This is a genomic window from Microbacterium sp. LMI1-1-1.1, assembly GCF_040815675.1.
In the GTDB taxonomy this organism is placed as follows: Bacteria; Actinomycetota; Actinomycetes; order Actinomycetales; family Microbacteriaceae; genus Microbacterium.
In genome coordinates this window covers 168,584-194,958 of the sequence record NZ_JBFPNN010000008.1, presented here as the reverse complement: position 1 = coordinate 194,958, position 26,375 = coordinate 168,584, and the positions used below count along the sequence as shown (strand labels likewise).

General features: G+C 72.8%; 26 protein-coding genes and 2 riboswitches. Of the genes, 14 read left to right on the top strand and 12 right to left on the bottom strand.

Going from position 1 to position 26,375, the window contains the following annotated elements; translation table 11 throughout:
• Positions 1-21: 21 nt before the first annotated feature.
• The 3 genes from MRBLMI1_RS10610 to MRBLMI1_RS10600 form a co-directional block, all read right to left on the bottom strand.
• Positions 22-822, bottom strand: coding sequence for an energy-coupling factor transporter transmembrane component T family protein (locus MRBLMI1_RS10610; protein WP_367732392.1), 801 nt, complete (start codon positions 820-822; stop codon positions 22-24).
• The gene (locus MRBLMI1_RS10605) at positions 819-2,270 is read right to left on the bottom strand and encodes an ABC transporter ATP-binding protein (protein WP_367732390.1); all 1,452 of its coding nucleotides are present in this window, start codon (positions 2,268-2,270) and stop codon (positions 819-821) included. Before MRBLMI1_RS10605 ends, MRBLMI1_RS10610 begins: the two co-directional genes overlap by 4 nt.
• On the bottom strand, positions 2,270-2,905 hold the full coding sequence (locus MRBLMI1_RS10600) for an ECF transporter S component (protein WP_367732387.1): 636 nt from the start codon (positions 2,903-2,905) through the stop codon (positions 2,270-2,272). Before MRBLMI1_RS10600 ends, MRBLMI1_RS10605 begins: the two co-directional genes overlap by 1 nt.
• A riboswitch (TPP riboswitch) is annotated at positions 2,898-3,008 on the bottom strand. (Overlaps the previous gene by 8 nt.)
• A gap of 36 nt (positions 3,009-3,044) precedes the next feature.
• Here MRBLMI1_RS10600 and MRBLMI1_RS10595 point away from each other — a divergent pair.
• The 4 genes from MRBLMI1_RS10595 (at position 3,045) to thiD (ending at position 7,932) form a co-directional block, all read left to right on the top strand.
• Positions 3,045-4,793, top strand: a complete 1,749-nt coding sequence (locus MRBLMI1_RS10595) for a D-alanyl-D-alanine carboxypeptidase (RefSeq protein ID WP_367732383.1) — start codon at positions 3,045-3,047, stop codon at positions 4,791-4,793.
• Positions 4,794-4,860: 67 nt separating this feature from the next.
• A riboswitch (TPP riboswitch) is annotated at positions 4,861-4,952 on the top strand.
• A complete protein-coding gene (gene thiM / locus MRBLMI1_RS10590; RefSeq protein WP_367732374.1) occupies positions 4,944-5,750 on the top strand; it encodes a hydroxyethylthiazole kinase in 807 nt (268 codons plus the stop codon). (Overlaps the previous riboswitch by 9 nt.)
• On the top strand, positions 5,747-6,430 hold the full coding sequence (gene thiE, locus MRBLMI1_RS10585; RefSeq protein WP_367732372.1) for a thiamine phosphate synthase: 684 nt from the start codon (positions 5,747-5,749) through the stop codon (positions 6,428-6,430). Before thiM ends, thiE begins: the two co-directional genes overlap by 4 nt.
• On the top strand, positions 6,427-7,932 hold the full coding sequence (gene thiD / locus MRBLMI1_RS10580; protein ID WP_367732369.1) for a bifunctional hydroxymethylpyrimidine kinase/phosphomethylpyrimidine kinase: 1,506 nt from the start codon (positions 6,427-6,429) through the stop codon (positions 7,930-7,932). Before thiE ends, thiD begins: the two co-directional genes overlap by 4 nt.
• 54 nt (positions 7,933-7,986) lie before the next feature.
• Here the strand turns inward: thiD and MRBLMI1_RS10575 are convergent, their stop codons facing one another.
• The 3 genes from MRBLMI1_RS10575 to MRBLMI1_RS10565 all read right to left on the bottom strand — a co-directional run bounded on the left by MRBLMI1_RS10575 (position 7,987) and on the right by MRBLMI1_RS10565 (position 11,701).
• Positions 7,987-8,946 (bottom strand): ABC transporter permease, encoded by a 960-nt coding sequence (locus MRBLMI1_RS10575; RefSeq protein ID WP_387053086.1) that lies wholly within the window; start codon positions 8,944-8,946, stop codon positions 7,987-7,989.
• On the bottom strand, positions 8,943-9,947 hold the full coding sequence (locus MRBLMI1_RS10570) for an ABC transporter permease (protein WP_367732367.1): 1,005 nt from the start codon (positions 9,945-9,947) through the stop codon (positions 8,943-8,945). Before MRBLMI1_RS10570 ends, MRBLMI1_RS10575 begins: the two co-directional genes overlap by 4 nt.
• 83 nt (positions 9,948-10,030) lie before the next feature.
• Entirely contained in the window at positions 10,031-11,701 is a 1,671-nt protein-coding gene (locus MRBLMI1_RS10565; protein WP_367732343.1) for an ABC transporter substrate-binding protein, read from the bottom strand.
• A gap of 261 nt (positions 11,702-11,962) precedes the next feature.
• Here MRBLMI1_RS10565 and MRBLMI1_RS10560 point away from each other — a divergent pair, with 261 nt between their 5' ends.
• From MRBLMI1_RS10560 to MRBLMI1_RS10550, 3 genes are all read left to right on the top strand, one after another.
• Positions 11,963-12,829, top strand: coding sequence for a spermidine synthase (locus tag MRBLMI1_RS10560; protein WP_367732341.1), 867 nt, complete (start codon positions 11,963-11,965; stop codon positions 12,827-12,829).
• A 115-nt stretch (positions 12,830-12,944) separates the two neighbouring features.
• The gene (locus tag MRBLMI1_RS10555; RefSeq protein WP_367732339.1) at positions 12,945-13,472 is read left to right on the top strand and encodes a hypothetical protein; all 528 of its coding nucleotides are present in this window, start codon (positions 12,945-12,947) and stop codon (positions 13,470-13,472) included.
• Between the two features lie 29 nt (positions 13,473-13,501).
• Positions 13,502-13,990: a SprT-like domain-containing protein gene (locus MRBLMI1_RS10550; RefSeq protein WP_367732337.1), complete on the top strand. Its 489-nt coding sequence runs from the start codon at positions 13,502-13,504 to the stop codon at positions 13,988-13,990.
• Between the two features lie 2 nt (positions 13,991-13,992).
• On the opposite strand, the gene MRBLMI1_RS10545 is transcribed toward MRBLMI1_RS10550, so the two are convergent.
• The gene (locus MRBLMI1_RS10545; protein ID WP_367732335.1) at positions 13,993-14,607 is read right to left on the bottom strand and encodes a 2-phosphosulfolactate phosphatase; all 615 of its coding nucleotides are present in this window, start codon (positions 14,605-14,607) and stop codon (positions 13,993-13,995) included.
• Between the two features lie 137 nt (positions 14,608-14,744).
• Here MRBLMI1_RS10545 and MRBLMI1_RS10540 point away from each other — a divergent pair, with 137 nt between their 5' ends.
• From MRBLMI1_RS10540 to MRBLMI1_RS10520, 5 genes are all read left to right on the top strand, one after another.
• Positions 14,745-15,254 (top strand): hypothetical protein, encoded by a 510-nt coding sequence (locus MRBLMI1_RS10540; protein ID WP_367732311.1) that lies wholly within the window; start codon positions 14,745-14,747, stop codon positions 15,252-15,254.
• Positions 15,251-15,763 (top strand): GNAT family N-acetyltransferase, encoded by a 513-nt coding sequence (locus MRBLMI1_RS10535; RefSeq protein ID WP_367732309.1) that lies wholly within the window; start codon positions 15,251-15,253, stop codon positions 15,761-15,763. The genes MRBLMI1_RS10540 and MRBLMI1_RS10535 overlap by 4 nt, the downstream gene beginning before the upstream one ends.
• A gap of 131 nt (positions 15,764-15,894) precedes the next feature.
• Positions 15,895-16,212, top strand: a complete 318-nt coding sequence (locus MRBLMI1_RS10530; RefSeq protein ID WP_367732299.1) for a hypothetical protein — start codon at positions 15,895-15,897, stop codon at positions 16,210-16,212.
• Positions 16,209-17,990 (top strand): hypothetical protein, encoded by a 1,782-nt coding sequence (locus MRBLMI1_RS10525; protein ID WP_367732297.1) that lies wholly within the window; start codon positions 16,209-16,211, stop codon positions 17,988-17,990. Before MRBLMI1_RS10530 ends, MRBLMI1_RS10525 begins: the two co-directional genes overlap by 4 nt.
• Positions 17,991-17,995: 5 nt before the next feature.
• Positions 17,996-18,484 (top strand): hypothetical protein, encoded by a 489-nt coding sequence (locus MRBLMI1_RS10520; protein WP_367732295.1) that lies wholly within the window; start codon positions 17,996-17,998, stop codon positions 18,482-18,484.
• Between the two features lie 12 nt (positions 18,485-18,496).
• Here the strand turns inward: MRBLMI1_RS10520 and MRBLMI1_RS10515 are convergent, their stop codons facing one another.
• The 4 genes from MRBLMI1_RS10515 to MRBLMI1_RS10500 form a co-directional block, all read right to left on the bottom strand.
• Positions 18,497-19,987 (bottom strand): ABC transporter permease, encoded by a 1,491-nt coding sequence (locus MRBLMI1_RS10515; RefSeq protein ID WP_367732294.1) that lies wholly within the window; start codon positions 19,985-19,987, stop codon positions 18,497-18,499.
• 76 nt (positions 19,988-20,063) lie between these two features.
• Entirely contained in the window at positions 20,064-20,714 is a 651-nt protein-coding gene (locus MRBLMI1_RS10510; RefSeq protein ID WP_367732292.1) for a response regulator, read from the bottom strand.
• A 67-nt stretch (positions 20,715-20,781) separates the two neighbouring features.
• Positions 20,782-21,948 carry a sensor histidine kinase gene (locus MRBLMI1_RS10505; protein WP_367732262.1) on the bottom strand — a complete coding sequence of 389 codons (1,167 nt, stop codon included), beginning with the start codon at positions 21,946-21,948 and terminating at the stop codon, positions 20,782-20,784.
• Positions 21,949-22,039: 91 nt separating this feature from the next.
• On the bottom strand, positions 22,040-22,528 hold the full coding sequence (locus tag MRBLMI1_RS10500) for an Lrp/AsnC family transcriptional regulator (protein WP_367732260.1): 489 nt from the start codon (positions 22,526-22,528) through the stop codon (positions 22,040-22,042).
• 120 nt (positions 22,529-22,648) lie between these two features.
• On the opposite strand from MRBLMI1_RS10500, the gene MRBLMI1_RS10495 reads away from it, so the two are divergent.
• Both MRBLMI1_RS10495 and MRBLMI1_RS10490 read left to right on the top strand, forming a co-directional pair.
• Positions 22,649-24,055 carry a DUF6421 family protein gene (locus MRBLMI1_RS10495; protein WP_367732257.1) on the top strand — a complete coding sequence of 469 codons (1,407 nt, stop codon included), beginning with the start codon at positions 22,649-22,651 and terminating at the stop codon, positions 24,053-24,055.
• A gap of 47 nt (positions 24,056-24,102) precedes the next feature.
• Entirely contained in the window at positions 24,103-24,783 is a 681-nt protein-coding gene (locus MRBLMI1_RS10490) for an SDR family NAD(P)-dependent oxidoreductase (protein WP_367732255.1), read from the top strand.
• 49 nt (positions 24,784-24,832) lie between these two features.
• Here the strand turns inward: MRBLMI1_RS10490 and MRBLMI1_RS10485 are convergent, their stop codons facing one another.
• A complete protein-coding gene (locus MRBLMI1_RS10485; RefSeq protein ID WP_367732253.1) occupies positions 24,833-26,341 on the bottom strand; it encodes an MFS transporter in 1,509 nt (502 codons plus the stop codon).
• Between the last annotated feature and the right edge of the window lie 34 nt (positions 26,342-26,375).

Here is a 26,375-nt window from a genome sequence, read left to right as displayed (position 1 = left end):
ACGCGGCGGAACCGCACCGGCTCACGCCCAGATGAAGCGGAACGTCCCCGCCGCCACCGCGGCGGTCAGCGCCCCGGCGATGATCACGACCGCGCCGACGAGCGCGACGGCGTCGCGCGGGTGCAGCCGCGAGGGCCTCGCCCACGTGCGCTCGATGTCGGCACCGAAGCCGCGGGCCTCCATCGCCGTCGCGAGCCGCGTCCCCCGGCGCACCGCGAAGACCAGCAGGACGAACGCCATGGAGAAGAACCGGCGCACCGCGCCCCGGTCGCCGAGACCCCGGGCGCGGCGGGCGAGCGCCATGCTGCGCCAGTCGTCGACGAACAGTCCGACCGTCCGCGCTCCCGCGAGCACGCCGAGCACGAAACGGCTGGGCAGCTTTGCGACCTGCGCGAGCGCGTCGGCCAGTTCCGTCGGGTCGGTCCGCCCGAACAGCAGGATGGTGGGCAGGGCGAGTGCGAAGACGCGTAGAAGCACGGCCACCGCCAGCGAGATGGAGTCGTCGCTGATCGTGGCGTACCAGAACGACCAGTACACGCGCCCGCCGGGATCGGCGTAGAGCAGCATGCTCAGGCCGGCCACCGGAGCGAACAGGGCGACCGGCAGCAGGCGCTTCGCCACCGTCGCGTACGACAGCCCGGTCAGGGGGACCGCGAGCAGCTGGAGGACGATCGCGACCGCCGCGCTGACGACGTCGATCGAGGCGAACAGCGGCACCGACAGCACGAGCGCGACGACGATCTTCGTCACGGGGTTCACCCCCGCGAGCCATCCGCCCCCGTTCGATGTCGCGGCGGCCGAGCGGGCGAGCGTCGCGCTCATGCCGCGGCCCCCATCGCGACGCGATGCTGACCGACATGGCGCACCACGTCGGCGTCGTGCGTGACGGCGACGACGGTCCGACCGTGCGCGATCTCCCGCTGCAGCAGCGCGACGATCTCACGCCATCCGCGGCGGTCCTGCCCGAAGGTGGGCTCGTCGAGGACGATCACCGCCGGTGACGAGGCGAGCACCGTCGCCACCGACAGGCGCCGCTTCTGCCCGCCCGAGAGAGTGAACGGGTTCGCCAGGCCGAGAGGGGCGAGGTCGAGCCGCTCGAGCAGCTCGTCGACGACGGCATCGATCTGCGGCGCCGACATCCGCAGCGCCTTCGGCCCGACGGCCAGCTCGTCGCGCAGCGTCGATGCCAGGAACTGGTGCTCCGGCTCCTGGAACACCGTGCCGATGCGGGTCAGCAGCTCGGTCGACCGCCAGCGGGCGGGCCTGCGGATGCCGCGCGCGGCGAGGTCCGCGGATGCCACGACCTCCCCCGCCAGCTCGGGCAGGAGTCCCGCGAGGGTGAGCGCCAGGGTCGACTTGCCCGCGCCGTTGGGGCCGGTCACCACGGTCCCCGCACCGGCCGGGACGGCGAGGTCGAGACCGGATGCCACGACCGTGCGCCGCTCGCGCCCGATGGCGAGCGCCGACGCCGACAGGGCGGCATCCCTCCCCCCGGGAAGCGGCGGCAGGATCGGGAGGTCCACGGGACGCCCGGGCACCCACACCCCCGCCGCGGCGAGGTCGTCGCCGTGGGTGGCGAACACCCGGGCGGGCTCGCCGTCCGCGAGGAGGCCGCCGCCGGGCGCGAGCACGATGACGCGCGTGACGAGGTCCGCCCACACCTCCGTGCGGTGCTCGATGAGCACGAGCGTCGTCTCTCCGCGCGCCACGACCCGTTCGACGCTGGCGCGCACCTCGGCGACGCCGTCCGGGTCGAGGTTGGCGGTCGGCTCGTCCAGCAGCAGCAGCCCCGGTCGCATCGCGAGCACGCCGGCGAGGGCGAGGCGCTGCTTCTGCCCGCCGGAGAGGGCCTTCGTCGGACGGTTCAGCGGCACGTCCAGACCGACGGATGCCACGGCCTCCGCGACCCGCGCCGGGATCTCGGCCGCGGGCACCCCGAGGTTCTCGCATCCGAAGGCGACGTCGTCCCCCACCTGCGACAGCACCACACCGGACTCCGGGTCCTGCAGGACGAGGCCGATCCGCCCGCGCTGCCCCTCCGGGGGTGCGCCGTCGACGAGGACCCGGCCGGTCGCCTCCCCCTCGTCGCTGTCGCCGAGGAGTCCCGCCAGCCCCGCGAGCAGCGTGGACTTGCCGGCACCGGACGCCCCCAGCAGGAGGACGCGCTCACCCGGTTCGATGACGAGGTCGACGTCGCGCGTCGCGGGCAGCCGCCGGCCCGCGTAGCGCCAGCCCCAGCCCTCGACGTCGACGCGCGCGGGGCCCGCCATCAGACGTCGCGGCGGTGTTCCCGCCCGGCGGCGAAGCGGCTGAGCGCCCCCGTCGCGGCGAGCGCCCGCACGAGCAGCCAGCCGACGAGACCGGCCAGCAGCGCGCCGGACACGACGAGGGTCGCGAGGTAGATGAGGTTGAACTCGACCGTCTTGACGATGTTGCCGTAGACGAAGAACTCCAGCAGCCACGCCGCCACGGCCGCACCGACGCCCGAGAGCATCGCGACCGGCAGGGTGAAGCGGAGGTACAGGAACGCGAGGAAGACGAGCTCGGCTCCGAGCCCCTGGGCCAGGCCCGAGAAGATCGTGCTGATGCCCCAGACGTTGCCGATGAGGGCGGACACCACGGCCGCGATCAGCTCGACGAGCAGGGCCGCACCGGGCTTGCGGATGACGAGACCGCCGACGACGCCGCCGAGGAGCCAGATGCCCACGGCGATGCCGCCGAGTCCCGGGGTGAGTCCGTCCATGGCGGTGAACCAGGCGTACCCGACGGTGTTCCAGCCCCAGAAGACGAGGCCGAGGGCCACGCCGAGGACGGCGGCGACGACGATGTCGACGACCCGCCAGCGGAAGCGATCCGGGGCGGCGACGGCCGAGCGGCTCGCGGGGGCAGACGTGGACGTGTGCATGAAGGCTCCTCCCTGCGCCGGCATGATCCGGATCAGGTTCGACGGTCGAAGCGTGGATTCGCTTCCTCTCAGCCCGGCTCACCGGACTCCCGTGGTTGTGCTCATGAGTATAGGAGGCGGGCCGGGGTAGCGTGGGCGGGTGCACGAGCAGAGCCCGACCACCCGGCGCGAACTCCGGGGCCGGACGGGTCTGCCGACCGGCGTGATCGCGACCGTCTCGACGCCGTCCGCGCAGGACGGGAGGGATGCCACCCCCGCGGCGCCGGAGCCCGAGGTGACCGCCGCCGAGCCCAGGCCGGCCGTCACGCCGGAGCCCCCCGCTGAGTCCGCGCCCGCCGCCGAGCCCGCGCCCACCGCCGCACCGGAGCCCACGCTCGAGCCGGAGCCGGCGCCCGCCGCTGAGTCCGCGCCCGCCGCTGAGCCCGCGCCCGCCGCCGCACCGGAGTCCGCGCTCGAGCCGGAGCCCGCGCCCGCCGCCGAGCCTGCGCCCGCCGCTGAGCCCGTGCCCGCCGCCGCACCGGCGCCGGCACCCGCCGCGGCATCCTCCGGCGGCTACCCCGCCCTTCAGTGGGTGGACCCCGTCGCCGCCGGAGCCCCGCGGGCCGAACCGGTCCTGCAGCTCGAGGGCGGCTGGAAGGTGGCCCGCCCGGAGGACCTCCTCGCCCGCCGGCCCCGGCGCCGCGGCCTGCGTCCGACCGCCGTCATCCCGACGGTCTTCCTCCTCCTCGTCATCGGCGTCTACGCGGCGGTGACGCTGCTCTGGCCGTTGACCAACGTCGCCCCCACGGCGCAGTCCGTCGCGGTCGAGACGAACGCCGCACCCGAGGCCTCCCCCGCGTGGCCCGCCGAGGGGTCCGCGGCGCTGTCGGTCAGCGGCATCCCCGGTGTCCCCGCCTCCTCGGGCGAGGCCGCCTCGATCGCGAGCATCACCAAGGTGGTCACCGCGCTGCTGGTGCTCGACCGCCAGCCGCTCGCTCCCGGCGAGCAGGGCCGCGACTACGCGTTCACGGCCGCCGACAGCGCCGCGTACTGGCAGTACCGGGCGCGCGGGGAGTCCTCGCTCGACGTCCCGGTCGACGGCACGCTGACCCAGCTGCAGATGCTGGAGGGGATGCTGATCGGGTCCGCCAACAACTACGCCGACCGTCTGGCATCTGACATCTGGCCCACCGACGCGGACTTCGCCGACGCCGCGAGCGCCTACCTCTCGGAGCAGAACATCGAGGGCATCACGATCGTCGACCCGACGGGGATCGAGGCCGAGAACCGCGCGAGCCCCGGCGCGCTCGTGCCACTGGCCGAGAAGGCCCTGGCCAATCCCGTGATCGCGGGCATCGTGAGCACGCAGCAGATCGAGCTCCCCGGCGCCGGACTCGTCCGCAACGGCAACCCGCTGCTGGCGGACCCGGGCGTCGTCGGCGTCAAGACGGGCACGCTCGACGCCTGGAACCTGCTGAGCGCGAAGGACATCGTCGTCGGCGACACCACCGTGCGCGCGTTCGCCGCCGTCCTGGGGCAGCCCGGCCCGGACAGCCGCAACGCCGCGAGCCGGGCGCTGTTCGACCGGGTGGAGCAGGAGCTGCAGCCGCAGACGTCGGTGCCGGCGGGCACGGTCGTGGGACGCGTGTCCACCCTCTGGGGCGAGGAGGCCGACGTGGTGTCGACCGCGGACGCCTCGCTCGTGCTGTGGAACGGCGCCGCCGGGGACGCGTCGACGGACGTCGACCTCGGCGAGGCCCGCCTCTCGGGCGAGACGGTCGGGACCCTGACGGTCGTCGGTCCGCTCGACAGCGACACCGTGGCGGTCGAGCTGGCGGGCGACATCGAGCCGCCGACCCCGTGGTGGCGCCTCACCCATCCGCTGGACCTCCTCGGCATCAACGGCTGACCGGCGTCGACGCCCGCGCGCGGCGTTCCCGTCGCGGGACGCGTCGCCCGCCTGTGCTACCGTCACCGGCAGTGACACGGGGTGCCCCACGGGGCTGAGAACACACCCGTCGAACCTGATCTAGTTCGTACTAGCGAAGGGATGTCGCGAATGGTCGTTCGCACGTCGTCGTCTCCGTCCACCCCCGTCGAGGCCCTGTCCGCGCTCCGCGCCTCGGGCCCTCTGGTGCAATGCATCACGAACGCGGTGGTGACCAACTTCACCGCCAACGCGCTGCTCGCCCTCGGCGCCTCCCCCGCCATGTGCGACATCCCCGGTGAGGCGGGGGTGTTCGCGCGGGTCGCGGACGGCCTCCTCGTCAACCTCGGCACACCGACCGGGGAGCAGCGGGATGCCGCCCGGGAGGCGGTCGCGGCCGGGACCCCGTGGGTGCTCGACCCGGTGGCGGTGGGCGCGCTGCCGGTCCGCACCGCGCTCGCCCACGAGCTGCTCGCCGCGCGACCGGCGGTCATCCGCGGGAACGCATCCGAGATCCTCGCCCTCGCCGGAGCGGGTGCGGGCGGTCGCGGCGTCGACACCACCGACAGCCCCGAGGCCGCACGCGACGCCGCCCGCGAGCTGGCCGAACGGACCGGCGGGACCGTCGCCGTCTCGGGCGAGGTGGACCTGATCGTGGATGCCACGGGCACGGCGCGCGTCGCCGGCGGCAGCGCCCTGCTGACCCGGGTGACCGGCGGCGGGTGCGCACTCGGAGCGACCATGGCGGCGATGCTCGCCGTCGCGCCGGCGTTCGATGCGGCGGTCGCCGCGAGCGTCGTGTGGGCCGTCGCCTCCGAGCGGGCGGCCCGCTCCGCGTCCGGGCCGGGCAGCTTCGCCGTCGCGTTCCTCGACGAGCTCGCCCGCGTGGAGCCGGCCGACCTCGCCGATCGGGTCGACATCGCGGAGGCGGCGCGATGAGCGGCGACCGGGACCTGTCCCTGCATCTCGTCACCGACCAGCGCCTGCCCTTCCCACGCGTCTGCGACATCGTCGACGCGGCGGTCTCCGCCGGCATGAGCGTGGTCCAGCTGCGGGACAAGCTCGTCGGCGGCGCCGAGCTCTACGCCCGGACCCGCCGTCTCGCGGACGTCGTCGCCGGGCGCGCGGCCTTCGTCGTGGACGACCGGGTCGACGTCGTCCTCGCCGCGCGGGCGAACGGCTCCCGTGTCGACGGGGTGCACCTGGGACAGAGCGACCTCCCCGTCGACGTCGCGCGCGTCCTGCTCGGCCCCGACGCCCTCGTCGGCTGGACGGCGAACACCCTCGCCCATCTCGCGGCCGCGGGCGACCTCGAGCCCGGCACCGTGGACTATCTCGGCGTGGGCGTCATCCGCGCCACCGCGACCAAGCCCGACCACCCGCGACCGCTGGGCGTGGACGGATTCGCCGCGCTGGCGGCATCCACTCCCCTCGCCTGCGTCGCCATCGGGGGCGTCGGCGTCGACGACGTCGCCCCGCTGCGCGCCGCGGGGGCGGCCGGCGTCGCTATCGTGTCGCTCGTGAGCGGGGCCGACGACCCGGCAGCGGTGGTCCGGCGCCTCCGCGCCGCGGCCGCGGACGAGCTCGCGCCGCTCGCCGCCCCGACGGGTGCGTCGTGAGCGCGGCGGACATCGCCCGCCCCGGCCGCCCCGACGTCCCGTCCGGCCACTCCCCCCGCGGCTCGTCGCCCCGCGTCCTCAGCATCGCCGGCACCGACCCCACCGGCGGGGCGGGGGTCCAGGCGGACCTGAAGTCGATCGCCGCCTTCGGCGGCTACGGGATGGCGGCGGTGACCGCGCTCGTCGCGCAGAACACCCAGGGGGTGCGCGAGGTGCACGTCCCGCCGCCGGGCTTCCTGGCCGCGCAGCTGCGGGCCGTCAGCGACGACGTCGCGATCGACGCCGTGAAGATCGGCATGCTCGGCTCCCCGGCGGTCGTCGCGGTCGTCGACGCGTGGCTCGCCGAGGTCCGCCCGCCGATCGTCGTCCTCGACCCCGTGATGGTGGCCACCAGCGGCGATCGCCTGCTCGACGCGGAGGCCGAGGACGCCGTGCGGCGTCTCTGCCGTCGGGCCGACCTCGTCACGCCGAACCTCCCCGAGCTCGCGGTGCTCGTCGGCGCGCCCGTCGCGGCGGACTGGGACACCGCCGTCCTGCAGGCGCAGGCCCTCCACCGCGAGACCGGCACCGCCGTCCTGCTGAAAGGCGGGCATCTCGGCGGCGACGAGAGCCCCGACGCGCTCGTGGACGCCGACGGCATCCATCTCGTCCCCGGCCGGCGCGTCGACACTCGTCACACGCACGGCACCGGATGCTCGCTGTCGTCGGCCCTGGCCACCCTCGCCGGCGACGGCCGGACTCTTCTGGACGCGCTCGTCCGCGCCAAAGAGTGGCTGACCGGGGCGCTCGAGAACGCGGAGGCGCTGCACGTCGGCCGCGGGAACGGGCCGATCGACCACCTGCACGAGCTGCGTCCGCACCTCGACACGGGCCGCCCCTGGAGCGCCGAGGTCTGGGCCGACGCCGCCGCGGTCCGCGCCGAGGTGGACGCGTGCGCGTTCGTGCGGGACCTCGGCTCCGGCGGGCTCGACCGCGCCGCCTTCGGGTGGTACCTGGAGCAGGACCTGCTCTATCTCCGCCACTACGCCCGCGTGCTCTCCCGCGCCGCGGCGCTGGCCCCGACCCCCGCGGAGCAGCGGTTCTGGGCGACGGCGTCCGTGCAGTGCCTGGTCGAGGAGGCCGCGCTGCATCAGTCGCATGTCACGGCGGACGGTCTCTCCCCGGCCCCCGCCACCGTGGCGTACACGGACCATCTGCACGCGGTGTCGGCGTGCGGCTCCTACCCGGCGCTCGTCGCCGCCGTGCTGCCCTGCTTCGTGCTGTACGCCGACGTCGGCGCGCGATGGCGCGGGACCTTCGGCCCGGACCACCCCTACGCCGACTGGCTGACCGCGTACGGCGACGAGGGCTTCGCCGCGTCGGCGGACGAGGCCGCCCGGATCGTGGATGCCGCGGCCCGCGCCGTCGCTCCGTCCGACCGGGCCGCGATGGCCCGGGCGTACCACCGGTCGATGGAGCTCGAGCGGGAGTTCTTCGCGGCGCCCCTGTCCCGGCCGGCGTGACGGGGGCCCCGGCGCTGGACGGCACGGGTCCGCGGGGCCCGTGCCGTCCGGAGGTCAGCGGGCGCGCGTGCGGGGGTCCATCGCCTCGCGCAGCGACTCGCCGAGCAGGGTGAAGCCCAGCGCGGTCACCGCGATGCAGATGCCCGGGAGGAAGGCCAGCCACGGCGCGATCGCCAGCTCCGCCTGCGCGTACGTCAGCATGCGCCCCCACTCGGCCGTCTGCGGCAGGCCGCCGCCGAGGCCCAGGAACGACAGGGCCGCGGCGTCGATGACGGCTGTGGCGAGGGTCAGCGTCCCCTGCACGATGACCGGACCGACGCTGTTGGGCAGGACGTGGGTCATGGTGATCGTCCGCCGGCTGAGACCGAGCGTCTGCGCGGAGAGCACGTAGTCCGCGCCGCGCTGCTGCAGCATCGACGCGCGCAGGAGGCGCGCGAACACCGGGACCTGCGACGCGCCGATCGCGATCATGACGGCGAGCTGGCTCTGGCCGAGCACCGCCGCGATCGACACCGCGAGCAGGAGGTTCGGCACCGACAGCAGGATGTCGACGAACCGCATGACGATCGCGTCGACCCAGCCGCCGAACATGCCGGCCAGCAGTCCGAGGAACATGCCCCCGGCCAGGCCCAGCGCCGTCGAGACCACGCCGATGAGCAGCGACGCCTGCGCGCCCCAGATGAGCTTGGACAGCACGTCGCCGCCGAAGCGGTCCAGACCGAGGGGGAACTCGGCGAGCTCGCCCGGGCCGGGGATGTCGGTGGGCGTGATGAAGCGCTGGCCCGGCAGCGACTCGGCCGGATACGGCGCCAGCAGCGGGGCGAGGGCGGCGACGAGCAGGAAGAGCAGCACGATGACCGCGCCGATCCAGGCGACGGGGCTGCGCCGCAGCCGCTGGAACACGTCGTGCCAGAAGCCGCCGCGCGTCTGCGCGGCCAGGAGCTGCGAGTCGACCACCGCGTTGTCGTCGACGGGACCGCCGCTGGGGGCGGGAGGGAGGATGCCGGAGCTCACTGGACTCTCACTCTCGGGTCGATGACGCTGTAGGACAGGTCGACCAACAGGTTGATCAGCGCGTAGGCGATGGCGATGAAGATGATGAACCCCTGCAGGACGGGGAAGTCGCGCGTGAAGATGGCCCGCGCGAGGAACTGCCCGATGCCGGGGAACGCGAACACCGTCTCGGTGAGCACTGCGCCGGCGATGAGCAGACCTGCCTGCAGACCGACCGTCGTGATGACCGGGAGCATGGCGTTCCGCAGGATGAAGCGGTTGCGGAGCGTCGAGCGGCCGATGCCCTTCGCGCGACCCGTGCGGACGTAGTCCGCGTTCTGGACTTCGAGCACCGACGCGCGGGTGATGCGCACGATGATCGCGAGGGGGATGGTGCCCAGGGCGATCGCGGGGAGGATCAGGTGCAGCACCGCATCCCACGCGGCGTCGAACTCTCCGGTCATCAGACCGTCGAGGACGTACAGGTTCGAGTAGTGCGTCGCATCGATGCGCGGGTTCTGTCGCCCGTCGGAGGGGAGCCACCCGAGCTGCACCGCGAAGACGTACTTCAGGATGAACGCGAGGAAGAACACCGGGATCGTGATGCCGATGAGGCTGAGCACGACGGCCGTGTGGTCCCAGATCTTGCCGTGCCGGCGCGCGGCCCAGTACCCGAGGGGGATGCCGACGCCGACGGCGACGATCAGCGCGCCGATGGACAGCTCGAGGGTCGCCGGGAACCGGCGGACGAACTCCTCGAGCACGGGACGGCCGGTCTGGATGGACGATCCGAAGTCACCCTGCAGCAGGCGCCCGAGCCAGGTGAAGTACTGGATGTAGAGCGGGTCGTTGAAGCCGTACAGCTCGTTGATGCGGGCGACCGCCTCGGGCGTCGCCCGCTCACCGAGGAGGGCGACGGCAGGGCCGCCGGGGAGCGCGCGCACCCAGGCGAAGAGGAGGACGGACAGACCGAACAGGGTCGGGATGAGCAGGAGCAGGCGCCTGCCGATGGTGCGGAGCACGAATTCTCACAAGGTCGAGGGCGGGTGGACACGGAACACCGCGGGCCCGGCGCCGAAAGGGCGTCGGACCCGCGGCATCCGGGTCACTCGGTCAGTTCGATCTGGTTGTAGACCTCGTCCTGCACGGGGCTGGCCGGGTACGACGCGACGCGCGAGGCGAACGCCAGCGTCGGGGTCGGGTTGGCCAGCGGGACGCCGGGCAGGAACTGGGCGATCTGCTCGTTCACAGCCTGGTAGGCGGTCTCCTGCTCGGACTCGGTCGCGAGACCGCGGGCCGAGGTCAGCGCGGAGAACAGCTCCGCGTTGTCGAAGCCCCACTCGTTCGAGGCGCCGCCGAAGAACGTGCCCACGAAGTTGTCGGGGTCGTTGTAGTCGCCGGTCCAGCCGAGGAGGTGGATGCCGTGGTCGCTGCCGCCCTGGATGAGGTCGAGGTACTCGCCCCACTCGTTCGACACCGGGTTGAGCACGATGCCCACGGCCGACAGCTGCGACTGCAGGTTCGTGAAGATCTGCTCGGGGTTCGGCATGTACGGACGCGAGATGTTCACGGGGTAGTTGAACGTCAGGGTCAGCGGGTTCGCGTCGGTGAAGCCGGCCTCGGCCAGCAGCGCGCGGGCGCCCTCCTGGTCGAACTCGTACTCGGTGACGTCAGGGTTGAAGCCGATGACGCTGTCGGGCATGAACTGGGATGCCACGGTCGTGCCCTCGGGCAGGACCTGGCTGATCAGCTGCTCCTTGTCGATCGCGTGGGCGATCGCCTGACGCACGCGGATGTCGGCCAGCGCCGGGTCGGCCTGGTTCATCGCGAGGTAGAGGATGTTGAACGGGTCGCGGTTGACGAGGGTGTAGCCCGCGTCTTCCAGGGCGCCGAGGTCGGCGGGGGCGACGAGGTCGTAGCCGTCGATGGAGCCGGACTCGAGCGCCTGACGACGGGCGGTGGTGTCGCCGATCACGCGGAAGATGATCTCGGTCACCTGACCCTGCTCGCCCCAGTAGTCGTCGTAGGCCGACAGCGTGGCCTCGGCGCCGGGCTCCCAGGAGTCGAAGCGGAAGGGACCGGTGCCGGTCGGGTGCGCGGTGGCGTACTCGCTGAGGGTCGGCGCCTCGGAGGTGCCGCCCACGTCGTCGGCCGCGTACTGCTCGAGGGCCGTCGGGCTCTGGATGGCGAACGCGGGGAGCGACAGCGCGGGGATGAAGCCGGCGAAGGGCTCGGTGAGCGTGATGGTCACCTCGGTCGGGCTGGACGCCTCGCAGCCGCCGTAGATGGAGGTGCCGGTGTCGGCGTAGCCGCGCATGATCTTGCCCCAGTAGTAGGACAGGCTCTCGGACTGCGCGATGCCGGTGAAGTTGTTCTGCCGGTCGAAGTTGAAGCAGACGGCCTCGGCGTTGAACTCGCTGCCGTCGTGGAAGGTCACGCCCTCCTTGAGGGCGAAGGTGTAGGAGAGCCCGTCCTCGGACTGCTCCCAGCTCTCGGCGAGCGCGGGCGCCGGGTCGGCGGTGCCGGGCTCGACACCCACGAGGCCCTCGAAGATCTGACGCGAGATGCGGAACGACTCGCCGTCGCTGGCGAACGCGGGGTCCAGGCTGGACGGGTCGCCCGAGGCGCCGAACACGAACGTGGAGTCGACGTCGCCGCCGCTGTCACCGCCGCCGCCGTTCTCGTCGCGCTGACTCGTACAACCCGAGAGCGCGATCGCGCCGATGGCGATCGCCGCGCCGCTCGCGAGGAGCCGACGCCGGAGGGTTCGTGCCATTTCTGTGCACCTTCCTGGGGGAGGGGGGAGGGCTCGCCGGCGTGTCACAACGTCGTGGCCGCTCCATCTGCTGTTCCCCCGACCGTACCTGGCGGGACGGGCCCTGCCCATTGCCCCCGTGTATCGATCGTGTTTCGACGCTCCAGCAGCCTGCGTGATCGACGACGGATGCTCTGACCGTTTCGCGCACACCGGACCCGTGGGACGCAGCACTGCGCGCAGGGCGACGCCGTGGCATCCCGAGGCCCTAGCGTGGATGCCATGGCGAGAATGCGTGTGGAACCGGACGACGCCCCGACCGCGCGCCTGTCCGACGGTGCGGTCGCGCGGCTGGCGCCGTCGGGATTCGTCTCCGGCTGGGAGCTCGTCGTGGACGGGACCCCGCAGTCGCATGTGGACCTCGACGACCCGACTCACCTGCACTTCGAGTACGTCGCCCGGATGGGTGCGGTCATCGACCGGCTCAGGATGCCGGGGCAGCCGCTCACCGCGGTGCACCTCGGGGCCGGCGCCCTGACGCTCCCCCGGTACGTCGAGGCGACGCGGCCCGGCTCGCGTCAGCAGGTCGTCGAGCTCGAGCCCGCGCTCTGGGACCTCGTCCGCGAGAACCTCCCGCTCCCCCGCGGCGCCTCCGTGCGCGTGCGCATCGGCGACGCGCGTGCGGGGCTGTCCCGACTCCCGGCGGGCCTGGTCGGCGCCGTCGACCTGCTCGTCAGCGACGTCTACTCGGGCGCGCAGACCCCGGCGCACCTGACCACGGTGGAGTTCTACCGGGAGGCGGCATCCCTCCTCGCCCCCGACGGCGTGCTCCTCGTGAACGTGTCCGACGGGCCGGGCCTCGCCTTCGCGCGCCGGCAGGTCGCGACGGTGCGCGAGGTGCTGCCCGAGGTCGTCGTCCTGGCCGAGGTGCAGGTGCTCAAGGGTCGACGGTTCGGGAACCTCGTGGTCGCGGCGTCGGCCGCGCCGCTGCCCGTGGAGTGGCTCCCCCGCCTCATGGCCGCCGGGCCGCACCCCGCCAAGGTGGCGCAGGGCCCCGAGATCGACGAGTTCGTCCGCGGCGCGCGGCCCGTCACCGACGCGGACGCGACGCCCTCGCCCAAGCCGTCGTCATCGATCTTCGAACGCTGACCACCGCGCGCCGGTATCCGTCGCCCTCGTGTTGGCGGCACGACCGCGTGGCGAGTCGCCTCCGCCGCGACCGCGACGCAGACTGGAAGGCATCGGCCATTCGAGAGGAGCGACGGTGAGCTACATCCACGGGTACGACCCCGACACGCTGCGCGAGATCACCGACTCGCGCGAGTGTGCGGAGCGTCTCGAGGAGATCGGCCCGCAGCGCAGCCTCCCCGCTCTGCTCGAGCGCGTCTGGCTGCTGAAGGTGCTCGACCGCTTCGACGAGGCCCTCACCGTCTCGGAGCAGTCGGTCCGCGTCGCCCGCATGGCCGGCACCCGCCGCGACCTCCTGCGCGCCCGCATCCTGCACGCGACCATCCAGCAGTGCCGGGGCGCCTACGCCGCCGCCGAGCAGGAGCTCACGATGTGCGCCGAGGAGGCGGAGGGGCAGAATTGGGCCGGCATCGCCGCGTTCGCGCTGCAGCACCGGGGCAAGGTCCACTACGACGAGGGCGACTACGACGGCGCGCGCGCGGACTTCAAGCGCGCGCTGTTCCTCCGGCAGAACGCCGGGGCGACCGACGCGCAGCTCGAGTCGATCCTCCTCGCCATCGATGCGGCCGATCGTCGCCGCACGCGCCAGGTCGTCGCCAGCTGACGTCGGAGCCCCCGTCTACCCTCCCTGACATGTCGGATCTGCAGCGCGTGCGCACGTGGGCCGAGGCGCTGATCGGCCTCCACCTCGATCCGTCGTGGACGTTCGGCTTCGACAACGCCAAGCGCCGCGCCGGCCTGTGCGACTACACCCGCAAGCGCATCAGCGTCTCGCGGTACCTCGCCGCTCGGTACGACGACGACACGAACCACCAGACCCTGCTGCACGAGGTGGCCCACGCTCTGGCCGGCGCGCAGGCGGGGCACGGGGCACGGTGGAAGCGGGTGGCGTCCGACCTGGGGTACGTCGGCGGCACGACCCACGCAGGAGAGACCGCGACCGAGCTCGCCCCGTGGGTGGGCACGTGCCCCAACGGGCATGTGGCGTACCGGCATCGCCGAGCGACACGACCCACGTCGTGCGCGCTGTGCGCGCCGCGCTTCGACCCGGCGTACGCCTTCACCTGGGTGCGTCGCGAGATCCCGCCGGCCGTGCGCCTGGCCGCCGCGACCCCGCGCTGAGCTCAGACGCCGAAGACGCCGTCCCGCAGGACGGGGACGAGGGATGCCGCGTCCCGCGCGGCCGCCGCGAGCACCTCGTCCCGCCGGCCCTGGTCCGCCAGGGCCCGGCCGGTGCCGCTGGCCGTGAGGAGGTGCTTCGTCGCGCCGCGCAGCGCCCGGAACCCTTCGCCCGCCACCGCCGCGTCAGGCGATCCGTGGTCGATGCCGAGGTCGCCCAGCGCCGCGATCACGGCGCCGGCGCCGAGCAGGTCCTCGACGGCGAAACGGGAGGCGGTCGCCTCCGACGAGCCGACCGGGAGCAGGGCGATGCTCGTCCGCTCCCCGCGGGCGCGCTGGACCTCGAGGATGTGGTCCGCGACGGCGGCCGCGTTCCGGACGCCGCCGACGACGACGTGCGCGCCGCGCTCGGCGGCGGCGAGCGCGACGGCGGAGGATGTACCGTCGTCCGTCGCGAGCGTCTCCCCGCGCTCGGCGGCGGCGAGCGCGGCGCCGGTCAGACCGAGGACGTCGACGACGACCACGACGTGCGCCGGCGCGAGCCGGTCGAGGCCGTCCTGTCCCCAGTCGAGTCTCACCTGGTAGTCGGCCTGCGCGTGGGGGCGGTGGTCAGCGGACATCCTCCGAGCCTACGGCGACGGCGGCCTCCGTCGCCGTGTCGTCGGCCATCCCGCGTAACACGGCGAGACCCTCCCCCACCCGGGGCCCGGGCGTCAAGGCATCCGGGATTCTCCGACGCCTTCGGCAGGATGCGGATATGCGGATCTTGCTGAAGTTCGTCGTCGACTGCGACGTGGATGCCGCCTGGCGCGCCCTCCACTCGCCGCGTGCCGTCGCGGAGCTCTACGGGCCGCTGATGAGCGTGGACGCGCTCGGGGACATGCCGACGTCGTTCTCCTCCGGCGACGACGTGCCGGTGCAGATGAGCGTCGCCGGCGTCCTCCCGGTGGGGCGGCAGCTCATCTCGGTGGCGGACCGCGAGACCGAGGACGGCAACGGCCGGGTCCGCGTGTTCCGGGACTGGGGCGTGCCGTTGACCGGCCCCCTCGCCGCCTTGGACGTCTGGGACCACCAGATGGCCGTCTCCGCAGCCCCCGGCGAGCCCGGTAGGACGCTGTGGCGGGAGCGGTTGACCATCGGTGGCGCGGCGGCACCGGCGCTCTGGCCGATGCTCTGGGCCACCTGGCAATGGCGGGCGGCCCGCATCCGCGCGCTCGCCCCGACCTGGGCCCACGACCCGGAGCCCGCGGACGAATCGCCGGAGTGAACGACGTCAGCGTACGCCCGGCCGTCCCCGATGACGGTCCCGGGATCGCGCGCGTCCACGTCCAGAGCTGGCACGAGGCGTATACGGGACGTGTGCCCGACTCGCTGCTGACCCGGCTCGACCGGACCTCCTCGAGCCGCCGCTGGGCGGCCCGCCTCCGCGGTGAGATGCCGCCCGGCGGGCAGCCCGGCGGTCAGACGTGGGTCGCCGTCCGCGGGCGGTCCGTGGTCGGCTTCGCCTCGGCAGGACCGTGCCGGGACCCCGACCGTTCGACGGCCGACGAGGAGCTGTGGGCCCTCTACGTCCTGCAGGCCGAGTACGGCACCGGGACCGGGAAGGCCTTGATGGATGCCGCCCTCGACGACCGGCCGGCGACGCTCTGGGTCCTCGCCGACAACCCCCGGGCGCTGGCGTTCTACGCGAAGCACGGCTTCGAGCCGGACGGCGCCACCCGGGACGACGCGCGCTGGGGCGCGACCTTGCACGAGGTGCGGCTCGCGCGCGGATGAGCCCTCTCTCGCCGCGCGCGGACGGGGGATGAAACCGCGGGCGACCACCGCCGGCGGCTGAACTTCGCCCGGGTGAAATGGCCGTCGGTTCCCGTGACACGGTGCGGGCGGCCTCCCTACCGTAGGGCGCCATGAGGGGCGTCTATCGGATCGATGTGGCGGGTTTCGTCGCGACGACGGGGGCGGTCGCCGTCCTCGTCGACAGGATCGGGCAGGCGATGCAGGCCGCACGTCGTCACGTCGATGCGCTGGATGCCACGGTGTCCGGCGAACGCGACCTGGCGTCCGCGCTGTCGCGCGTGACCTCGTCGCGGATCACCGCCGCCCGGGGTGGGGTGGCCAGGGCGAGCGACGTCCTGGCCGCGGCGGGGCGGGTCCTCGTGGCGTACGTCTCCGCGGACGACGAGATGGCCGGGTCGACGGCGGCTGCGGCGGGGCGGGCCTGGTGAGGGTGGTCGGCACCGAGGACGTGCCGCAGGTGCGCATCGACCCCCTCGTGCTGAGCACTGAGGCCGCGAAGCTGCGGGGCAGCGCGACCGAGGCCGACGAAGCGAACGACGAACTGGTCTCGACGTGGGCCGGGCTCACCGGCGACTACGACGCCCCGGAGGCTGCGGACCTCCTCGTCCGAATGACCCCGGCGACGGAAGCCGTCGCGGAGGTCGCCCTGACCTTCACAACGGTCGCCGACGTGCTCGACCGCCTGGCCGAGACCCTCGCCTCGGCGCAGGGGACGGCGTTACTGCTTCGCGAGGAGGTCGCCGACTTCGCTCGACAGGCCGCTCGGCGCAGCGGCGAGATCGAGGAGTTTCCCTGGACCCCCGGCGAGCGAGAGCGCAACATCGAGCTGCTCGCCGGCTGCGTCGCGGTTCAGCAGTCCATCGACACCGCCGTCGACGAGGCCCGGTCCGATCTGTCCAGGATCGAGGACCCGCCATTCACCTTCGACAGTGCCCACGACGCCGGGCCGGCGTCTCCTTCGACGGCAGTCGCACAGCACGCCCGCCTCACGAATGACGTCGCCGAGAGCATCCTGGACGCCTTGGCATCCCTCCCTCCGGACGGGATGCGAGAGCTCCTCGCCGCACATCCGGACTGGATGCGACTGTTCGGCTCTCGAGAGGTGGACCCCGAGCGCATCGCGGCCTGGTGGGCGGCGCGCGCCGCGGCTGATCCGGAGGCTGTAGCCGCCCTCACCGTCGGGGCCCCCGCGATCGTCGGCTCGCTTCCCGGAGCACCCGTCGAGGCCCGTGTGCGCGCGAATCGCGAGAAGGCGGCCGCACGCATCGCGGACATCGACGCGGAGGTCGCCCGGCTCCAGGCCCGCATCGATCGTCACGCCTCCCCCGACCTCCGGCGGGTGCCGCATCGCGGTCCGGACGACTGGCGGGCCGATATCGACGCCCTGCGGAGGGAGCGGGACTACCTCGAGCGGGCGCGGGCGGGAGAGGTGCAGTTGTACCTGTACGAGCCCGAGAACCGCAGCGTGATCGAGATGATGGGCACTCTCAGCGAGGCGACCACCGACGTCGTCACGTACGTCCCCGGTACCTTCACCGGGCTGGCGGACTTCCACACCGGCGCCGTGCAGCAGGTCGGCCGGCGGCTGGCGACGGGTGGCGACATCGTCACCTTCGTGTGGAAGGAGGGCGTCTTCCCGGGCGAGGGTGACGGCGACGCGGACTACTGGCGCATCCTCGAGGCAGCCGACGAGCCGACGGCCCTCGAGAAGGGATCCGATATCGCCCGGTTCCAGAGAGAGATCGATGCGAGCTCTCCCGTCATCGCCGCCGCGCAGAAGGACGCCATCGGACACTCGTGGGGTCTGGCCGCGCTCACCTCCGCCGAGGTGGCGGGCGCACGGTTCGATCAGGTGCATTCCCTGGCGGGGGCCGGGATGCCGACGCAGTGGCACCCTCAGGAGGGGACCGTGTACCACCACTGGGCGTACACCGACCTGCTCACCATCGGTCAGCAGACCGGGCTGATCTGGAACGGAAAGATCCCGACCAACGAGTCGGCGTTCACGTCGCACGTGTTCAGCCGGGACGGCGACTTCAGGATCTCCATACCGGTCCCCGGCAAGCCGGGGCTCTACCCGCCGCCGGCGCCGGTGCCGTTCGAGGGCACCACCCACCTGCTGGAGAATCACAACCTCATCGCGAGCGACGCCCCGGAGAACGAGGACGTCCTCCAATTGCTGCAAAGAGAGCTGCACGATCGATGAGGCGTGTGTTCGGCGCGACGGTGGTCGCCTCGAGTCTGCTTCTGGTGGCCGCATGCAGCCCTTACTACAACAGCGTCACCTCCGAGCTGACGCTCGAGCAAGCCAAGCGGCAGACGCAGAAGACAGAGCGAGAGATCGCGGCGTTCGTGCCTCCGGAGGCCGTCCGCGCAACGGAGCACAACGAGAAGGGTTATCTGTGGTCGTGCCGCGAGAAGGGCAGCTACAAATGGATGGGCTACTTCCGTGTCACCTACAGCGCCCCGGTCGACATCCGGACCGTGCTCGATCAGATCGCGGCGGAGTTCCGCAGCCGCGGACAGTATGAGATCAGAGAATCCACTCACGATGACGGATCTCCACGGCTGCAGATCATCGGCGCGTTCGGCGAGGACTACCTCGTCGACGAGAACAAGGCCGCCACCAGCCTGGAGGTCACTTCGTACTCTCCCTGCTTCGTCCTGCCCGAGGGGGCGTGGCCCGGCAGTGCGTTCTGAACCGCCGTGGGCTCAGGCGTCGGCGAGCGCCTCGACGGGGGTCACGGACGTGGCGTGGCGCGTCGGGACCACCGCCGATACGAGCGTCAGCACGGCCGTGACCGCCACCACGACGAGGACGGTGGCGACGGGAACCGCCGGGAGCACGAACGTGGGCGACTCGTAGGACGGCGGCACCCCCACCGATCCGAGCACGGACTGCGCTCCCGCCCAGCCGTAGACGATGCCCAGCACGAGTCCCACGACGAGAGCGGTGAGGGTCAGGTGAGCGGCCTCGATCAGGACGACCGCGCGGATCTGCCGCGTCGACAGCCCGAGCGCCCGCAGCAGGCCGAACTCGCGGCGACGCTGGACCACCCCCAGCGTCAGGAGGTTGACCAGCCCCACGGCGGCGATCAGCGCCGACACCGCCGTCAACAGCATCATCACGGACGAGAACGACTCGAGGATGCGCAGGAACTCCGGGTCCGGTTCGCCGGCGGAGGTCACGAGGACCGTCCGCGCGGAAGCGAGACCCGCGGCGAACATCGTCACCAGCGTCACGCCCAGGACGACGCCGATCGTCATGCGGCTCGCCCGCTCCGGATGACGCATCGCGTTCTCCGCGGCCAGACGGGCGACGGCGGATCGCCCGAACGCCCGCCCGACCAGCCGCAGGACCGGCGGCATGAACAGGGGCGCCGCGAGCGCCACCCCCACGAACGAGACGAGGCCGCCCACGAACGCCGGGACCACGCCGAGCGGCGTCACCAGACCCGCGAGAACCCCGAGCGCGAGCACGCCGAACCCGAGGACGAGCAAGCAGATCGCCACGACGTTCCGCGAGGTGCGACGGGTGATCTCGGACCGGGACCGGTCGCCCGATGCGGCGAGCGCCTCCAATGGAGACACCCGTAGGACGCGTGCCGAGCCGGCCCAGGCGGAGCCCCACGTCGTGAGGGCGACGGCCACGGGCGGGACGAGGACGACCGGGCTCAGCAGACCGGCGTACGGCATCGTCACCGTCAGGTCGAGGACGGCGACGGCCGCGGCGATGCCGCCGCCGGAGAGCGCGATCCCGAGGACGAACCCGATGACAGCGCCGAACGCCCCCGCCCACAACCCGTCGCGGGCGACGGCGGAGCGCTGCGCTCCCGCGCTCGCCCCGAGCAGCCGGAGGAGGGCGATGCCGCGGACCCGCCCGGCGACGACGGCCGCGAACGTCGTCGCGGTCACGATGGACGCCACGAAGACCGCGACACCGAGGAGCAGCCACGACAGGATCGCGATGATCACGACGACGCTCTCCCGGCCCTGCAGGTAGTCCGCCGACGCCAGAAGGTCCCCGATGAAACCCGTCGCCGCGAGGAGGACGACACCGAACGCACTGGAGAGGGCCGAGACGAGCACACTCGCGCCCGTGTCCCGCGGCCGCGCCCACGAGCGGCGACGGCGCGCCGCCGGGAGGGGCGCCGCCGGAAGCGGGGAGGGCGAACGGGTGGGAACGGGGGGAGCGGCATCCATACGACCGACGCTATTGACCGTCGGTGTCGCGCCGCGTCCGCCGGAGGAGGTACGCCCGTCCTCCCGGCGGCGGATGTCAGGCCAGGCCGTGCTCGTACGCGAACACGACGAGCTGGACGCGGTCCCGCAACGACAGCTTCGTCAGCACGCGGCTGATGTGGGTCTTCACCGTCGCCTCCGACAGGAACTCCCGCTCGGCGATCTCGCTGTTGCTCAGACCCTGCGCGGCGAGCGCGAAGATCTCGCGTTCGCGCTCGGTGAGGTCGTTCCACGTCGGCGGCACCGGACGCGCCGTCCCGGCGTCGGCGATGTGGGCGAACAGCTCGCGGGTCGCCGAGGCGGCGATGACCGCCGACCCCGCGTGCACGGTGCGGACGGCCGACAGCAGCGACTCCGGTTCGGAGTCCTTCAGGAGGAACCCGCTCGCGCCCTGCTGGATCGCGCGCGCCGCGGCCTCGTCGAGATCGAACGTCGTCAGCACCACGACACGGGGCGGCTCCGGCTGGTGCAGGATCTCCGCCGTGGCCGCCAGTCCGTCCATCACCGGCATCCGCACGTCCATGAGGACGACGTCCGGACGCGTCGTCCGCACGACCTCGATCCCCTCCCGGCCGTCCGCGGCCTCGCCGACGACGGTGAGGTCGGGCTGGGAGTCGATCACCATGCGGATCCCCGCGCGGAAGAGAGCCTGGTCGTCGACGAGGACGACGCGGATGGGCTCGGTCATGCGAACCAGTCCTTTCGGCGGGGGTGGAGGGGGTGGCATCCACTCTCCCGGATGCGGCGGGACCGGGTCACGCGGGCGCGCCGATCGGCATCGTGGCCCGGACGACGAACCACGGCCCGTCGACTTCCGCGGCGAAGGTGCCGCCGACGAGCTGCGCGCGTTCGCGCATCCCGATGAGCCCGTGCCCACCGGGGGCCGAGGGGACGGCGGCCGTCTCGCCGCGGGCGTTGCGGACGGAGAGCTCGACGCGGTCGGGCAGCCATCCGAGATGGACGTCCACCCGCCGATCCGTCCCGTGCCGCAGTGCGTTGGTCAGAGCCTCCTGCAGGATGCGGAACACGGCGAGCTGGATCGCTGCGGGAGGCTCCCCCGGCGGCGCCGGGTCGATGTCCACGGTGAGGGCGACTCCCGCCGCACGCACCTGCGCATACAACGTCTCGAGGTCGGCGAGGGTGGGCTGCGGACCGTCCGCTTGGCTGTGCCGCAACTGCGTCAGCAGCTGACGCACGTCCGTCAGTGCCGCCCGCGCGGTCGAGGAGATGGTCGCCAATGCGCTCGTCGCCGCCTGCGGGTCGGCGGCGGCGGCGTAGCGCGCGCCGTCCGCCTGCGCGATCACGACCGCCAGGGAGTGGGCGACGACGTCGTGCATGTCGCGCGCGATGCGCACGCGCTCCTGCTCGGCGATCGTCTCGGCCTCGGCCAGGCGCTGCGCCCGGCTCGTCGCCGCCGCGCGCATGGCTGTCCGGGCGAGCGCACCGGTCACCCACGCGAGGACGAGCGCGAACGCCGCGGCCAGGAGGATCGCGACGATCGAGAAGAGGACGCTCGGCTGCAGGAGCTCCTCCTGGCCCCGACCGAGGACCACCAGGTAGACCGCGATCACCACCGCACCCACCAGGGAGGACGCGAAGCCCGCCCAGAAGACGCGGCGTGTGCCGTAGGCGGCGGCGGTGTAGAGGACGGCGAAGATGGCGACGTCCGTCGGCGACGGCTGGCGGCCGAACACCATCTGCAGGACGGCCCCGACCCATGCCAGCGTGAGCGCGACGCCCGGCTGCAGGCGACGCACTGCGAGGGCAGCGCTCATGGCCATGACGAGGAGGACGGCCGAGACGGCGTCGACGGGCCAGACCCTCGTCGAGAGCTCCACGGCGAGCATGAGCGCGCCGAACACCCCGGCGACACTGAGGTCGGTGATCACCTGATACCGGCGGAGCGAACGGAGTTCCCACATCACCGCAACGCTACGCGGGCCGTCTCCGTCGGGCATCCGCCCACCGATGTATCCGCGGTCACCGGAGGACGGATGCCACCGGGTCGCACCGTCAGGCCGGGAAGTCGGCGGGCTCGATCGGACGAGCCTCGAAGAAGGTCTGCAGAACGACCGTGGTCCGGGTGTTCACCTGCGCGGCGGCGCGGATGTCGCGGATGAGGTCCTCCAAGTCGCGCGGGGTCGCGACGCGGACGAAGAGCATGTAAGCGGCCTCGCCGGCGATCGAGTGGCAGGCCTCGATCGCGGACAGGTGGGCCAGGAGCTCGGGCGCGTTGTCGGGCTGCGCCGGGTCGAGAGGCGTGATCTCCACGAACGCCGCCAGCGGGCGCCCGAGCGCCTCGGCGTCGAGGACGGGCCGGTAGCCGCGGACCACGCCCCGCGCCTCGAGGCGCCGGAGGCGGGACTGCGTCGCCGACACGGACAGCCCGACGCGTTCCGAGATGTGCGCCAGCGTCGCGCGCGCGTCGAGCGAGATCTCGCGGACGATCGCGGCGTCGACGGCGTCGTCGAGGCGAGGGACGCGACCGGGGACGTCAGTCATGCGGTGAGGCTAGCAGTCGCCTCCCTCCCCACCTGGCGGTCCACGTAAGTTTTCCGTTAGCATCGCCGTGTTGCCGTAATTCTTACGGCTTGATCACAGGATCGCCGACCGGAGGCTGCTATGACGATCACGACGCCCGCTCTTCCCCTCGACGATCTCGTCAGCGGCCGCACGGCGGCGGAGGCGGAGCACACGCCCGCCTGGACCACCCTCAAGACCGCAGCCACGCAGCTGCAGCAGATCCAGGCCCAAGACGGATCCGTCCCCGACGCGGCGGACCACCCCCGCGCCGTCGCCCTCGTCGACGACATCGTGCGCGCGGTGAGCGCGCTCACGCCGCTCTTCCCCCACGACGACCGCTATCTCGCGGCATCCATCGTCGACTTCGTCCGCTGGCGCGACGGGGGCTTCGGCGTCCCGGACTTCCTCGACTCGCTGCAGGCGTTCCAGCCGCAGGAGCACCGGGTCGACGGGATGCGCCACCTCGTCGTCTTCCCGATGTACACGCAGAACGGCTCGCGCGACCGGCACGTGGAGGCCCTCCTCGTCGAGGTGATCTGGCCCGAGTTCATCGCGCGCCTCGAGACCGAGTACTCCAACCGTCTGTTCGTCTCGCTGCGCCTGATCGACTTCACGCCCGGATACGACACGAACTCCGCCGTGCTGTTCCCCGAGACGGTGGCGATGCGCGAGGTCCCGACCTTCACCTGGGGGGCGATCTTCCAGGACCGGGAGGCCGCCCGCTACCGTCGCGTCACGCGGGCGGCGGCGGAGATCACCAAGCTCGACCTCCCGGACGCCGCCGCGCGCATGCTCGACGACCAGGCGCTGACCGAGCAGACCTTCGTGATGTGGGACATCATCCACGACCGCACGCACATGCGCGGGGACCTGCCCTTCGACCCCTTCATGATCAAGCAGCGGATGCCGTTCTTCCTCTACTCGCTGGAAGAGCTGCGCTGCGACCTGACAGCCTTCCGCGAGTGCGTGTCCCTCCAGGCGCGACTCTCGGCCCGCGACGACCTCGACGAGGCCGAGCGCGCGATGCTCGAGCATGCCGGGCTGGTGCAGTACGCCGTGATCTTCGACCGCATCTTCCGCTTCGCCATCACCGGCTCGCGCGTCCGCAACTACGACGGTCTCGGCGGCCAGCTGCTCTTCGCCTGGCTGCACCAGCGCCGGGTGCTGCACTGGACCGACACGTCGCTCGCGTTCGACTGGGACGAGGTGCCGGCCGCGGTGGTCGCCCTCGCCGACGCCATCGACGACCTGTACTGGCGCTCCATCGACCGGCCGAAGACCGCGCATTGGCTCGCCGCCTACGACCTCGTGCGCTCGGTCGTGACGCCCCACCCCGCGTCGGTCTGGGCGCGCGGACTGTCGGACGAGATCCTGGCCGGAGCCCCGAAGGGCTTCACCGACGCGGTCCTGGACGACGAGTTCCCGCTGTCGATGTTCTTCGAGGCGCTCGAGAAGAAGATGCGCCCCGTGATCGCCTCCACCGAGGGGATCCGCGGGACCGACTGAGCGTCGGCGACGACCCGACCCCGCACGCCGTCCCGAGGAGGACCCTGATGACCGCGCCCCACCCCGTGGCCGGGCGCCTCGTCCTGCTCGCCGGCGGGACGAGCGCCGCCGGGCGCGCGTGCGCCCGCGCGCTCCGCGCCGCCGACGCGCGCGTAGTCGTCGTGGGTTCGGACGCGGGCCGTGCCGCCGATGCCGCCGCCGCCGCGCCCGGCGCGGCGTCAGAGGTGTGCGACCTGACCGACCCGACGGCGGTGACCGCGCTGCGGGGGCGGCTGCACGCCGAGCACGGAACGGTCGACGGCGTCCTCCACCTCGTCGGCGGGTGGCGCGGCGGAGGCGGCCTGGCGGGACAGACCGATGACGACCTCGCCTTCCTGCTGCGGTCCTTCACCGCCCTGCGGAACGTCTCCCGCGCCTTCGACGACGACCTGCGCGCCTCCTCGGCCGGACGGCTGGCGATCGTCTCGTCCACGGCCGTCGCCCGGCCCCTGGCCGGCGGGGCGAACTACGCGGCGGTGAAGGCCGCGAGCGAGGCCTGGACGCGTGCGGTGGCCCAGGGCTACGCCAAGGCCGCACGAGAGGCGGACACCGCCGTGACCTCGGCGGCCGTGGTGTTCCGCGTCGCCACCCTGGAGGGGCGCGAGGACGAGCTCGCGCACGCGTTCCTGTCGCTGTGGGAGACGGACGCGGCCGCGGTGAACGGCGAGGTCGTCGACCTCGGCTCCTGACGCCCGGTCGTCTCGACGCTCCGCACGAGCGGCTCCGCCGTGGCGAACGTCAGCTCTGCGGGCCCTTCCGGATGCGGCCGTCTCCGCCGCCCCGGGCGCTGACCGGGTCGACCGGCTCCTCGGCGTCGGACGGGACACCGGATGCCACGACCGTCTCGTCCGCGGACCCGCTCGCCCCCGTCGCCGCGTGCGGTTCGCCGCCGGGGTCGGCGTTCACCTCCGACGTCGTGTACTGCCGGGACAGGATGCGGTACGACCGCGTGAAGAACGCCAGGGACGCGGCCACCACCATGACGAGCCCCGCGACGACGAACACCAGCGCGATGCCGCGGGTCTCGCCCTCGCCCAGCAGCCATCCCCACGTCGCCCGCCCTGTCGGCTCGTCCATGTAGGGGATGATCAGGAACTGCGCGATCGGGGCGATGAGGAACGACGTGACCGGGGCGGCGGCCGACTCGAAGGCCGCGGCGAAGCCGAACACACGCCCCTGGGTCTGGAAAGGGACGACCTTCTGGATGACGGTCTGCTCCGCGGCCTCGACCGGCGGGATGAGGGCCATGTAGACCCAGATGCCCGCGACGTAGAGCCACCACCATTCCCGCAGGGTGAAGACGGCACCCAGAACGCCCATCGCGATGACGATGAGCAGCATCGTCCGGATCGGGTTGCGGCCGAGTCCGAACTTCGCGACGAGACCGCCGCCGATGATGAAGCCGGTCGCCGTGAGCCCCAGGACGAATCCCCAGACCTGCACGTCGAACATCTCGAGACCGTACGGGTCCATCAGCGCCATGTAGACGCCGCCGATGAGGTTGTTGAAGGTCGAGAAGACGATGAGGGCGAACAGGCCCGGGGCGGCGCGGACCGCGGTGACGGCTCCCCGGAGATCGACGAGACGGGCACCCTCGGCGGGCTTCTCCGGCTTCGGCTCGGGGACCCTCAGGGTCAGCAGGTGGATCAGGGCCGCCACCGTCAGGCCGATCGCGATGGCGAGCGTCCACCCCATGCCGAGGAACCCGACGGACAGCCCGCTGAAGACGCTCGTGACCACGAAGGCGAGTCCCTGCACGGTGCCGACGAGCCCGTTGGCGTTGGCGTGCCGTTCCACCGGGACGAGCAGCGTCACGGTGGTGGACAAGGCGATGTTGCGCATGTTCTCGACGACCGCGCCGGCCAGGATGATCCCCGCGAAGAGCCAGAACCACGGCGCCCCGAGGTCGAGGAGGACCGCCTCCGGGAACGACAGCCACAGCGCTCCCGCCAGGAGGAACGCCGTGAGGGTCACCAGGCCCGAGAAGACCATCACCCGGTGCTTACGATGCCGGTCGACGAGGGAGCCGAAGACCATCGCGAAGACGGCGAGCAGCAGCATGTAGGCGCCGCCGACGATGCCCGTCGCCAGGACCGACCGGGTCTCCAGGTACACCCAGAAGGTCAGCGCGAACCAGAGGAAGCTCGTCGTGACGTTCGCCGCCGCCGTGTTGACGAGCACCGCGAGGAACGTGCGCCCTCCGCCGGCGGGGGCCGTGCGCGCCTCGGCGTGTTGCGGATCGGTCATGGGGCCCAAGGTAGACCCGGGCTCCGACATTGGC

Excerpts from the sequence above, each read along its gene's own strand:
- MRBLMI1_RS10565 (WP_367732343.1), bottom strand. The coding sequence starts at position 11,701 with ATGGCACGAACCCTCCGGCGTCGGCTCCTCGCGAGCGGCGCGGCGATC.
- MRBLMI1_RS10510 (WP_367732292.1), bottom strand. The coding sequence starts at position 20,714 with ATGACCGAGCCCATCCGCGTCGTCCTCGTCGACGACCAGGCTCTCTTC.
- MRBLMI1_RS10505 (WP_367732262.1), bottom strand. The coding sequence starts at position 21,948 with ATGTGGGAACTCCGTTCGCTCCGCCGGTATCAGGTGATCACCGACCTC.
- MRBLMI1_RS10600 (WP_367732387.1), bottom strand. The coding sequence starts at position 2,905 with ATGCACACGTCCACGTCTGCCCCCGCGAGCCGCTCGGCCGTCGCCGCC.
- MRBLMI1_RS10560 (WP_367732341.1), top strand. The coding sequence starts at position 11,963 with ATGGCGAGAATGCGTGTGGAACCGGACGACGCCCCGACCGCGCGCCTG.
- MRBLMI1_RS10490 (WP_367732255.1), top strand. The coding sequence starts at position 24,103 with ATGACCGCGCCCCACCCCGTGGCCGGGCGCCTCGTCCTGCTCGCCGGC.
- MRBLMI1_RS10530 (WP_367732299.1), top strand. The coding sequence starts at position 15,895 with ATGAGGGGCGTCTATCGGATCGATGTGGCGGGTTTCGTCGCGACGACG.
- MRBLMI1_RS10550 (WP_367732337.1), top strand. The coding sequence starts at position 13,502 with ATGTCGGATCTGCAGCGCGTGCGCACGTGGGCCGAGGCGCTGATCGGC.
- thiE (WP_367732372.1), top strand. The coding sequence starts at position 5,747 with ATGAGCGGCGACCGGGACCTGTCCCTGCATCTCGTCACCGACCAGCGC.
- MRBLMI1_RS10495 (WP_367732257.1), top strand. The coding sequence starts at position 22,649 with ATGACGATCACGACGCCCGCTCTTCCCCTCGACGATCTCGTCAGCGGC.
- MRBLMI1_RS10540 (WP_367732311.1), top strand. The coding sequence starts at position 14,745 with ATGCGGATCTTGCTGAAGTTCGTCGTCGACTGCGACGTGGATGCCGCC.
- MRBLMI1_RS10610 (WP_367732392.1), bottom strand. The coding sequence starts at position 822 with ATGAGCGCGACGCTCGCCCGCTCGGCCGCCGCGACATCGAACGGGGGC.
- MRBLMI1_RS10515 (WP_367732294.1), bottom strand. The coding sequence starts at position 19,987 with ATGGATGCCGCTCCCCCCGTTCCCACCCGTTCGCCCTCCCCGCTTCCG.
- thiM (WP_367732374.1), top strand. The coding sequence starts at position 4,944 with ATGGTCGTTCGCACGTCGTCGTCTCCGTCCACCCCCGTCGAGGCCCTG.
- MRBLMI1_RS10545 (WP_367732335.1), bottom strand. The coding sequence starts at position 14,607 with ATGTCCGCTGACCACCGCCCCCACGCGCAGGCCGACTACCAGGTGAGA.
- MRBLMI1_RS10485 (WP_367732253.1), bottom strand. The coding sequence starts at position 26,341 with ATGACCGATCCGCAACACGCCGAGGCGCGCACGGCCCCCGCCGGCGGA.
- MRBLMI1_RS10500 (WP_367732260.1), bottom strand. The coding sequence starts at position 22,528 with ATGACTGACGTCCCCGGTCGCGTCCCTCGCCTCGACGACGCCGTCGAC.
- MRBLMI1_RS10605 (WP_367732390.1), bottom strand. The coding sequence starts at position 2,270 with ATGGCGGGCCCCGCGCGCGTCGACGTCGAGGGCTGGGGCTGGCGCTAC.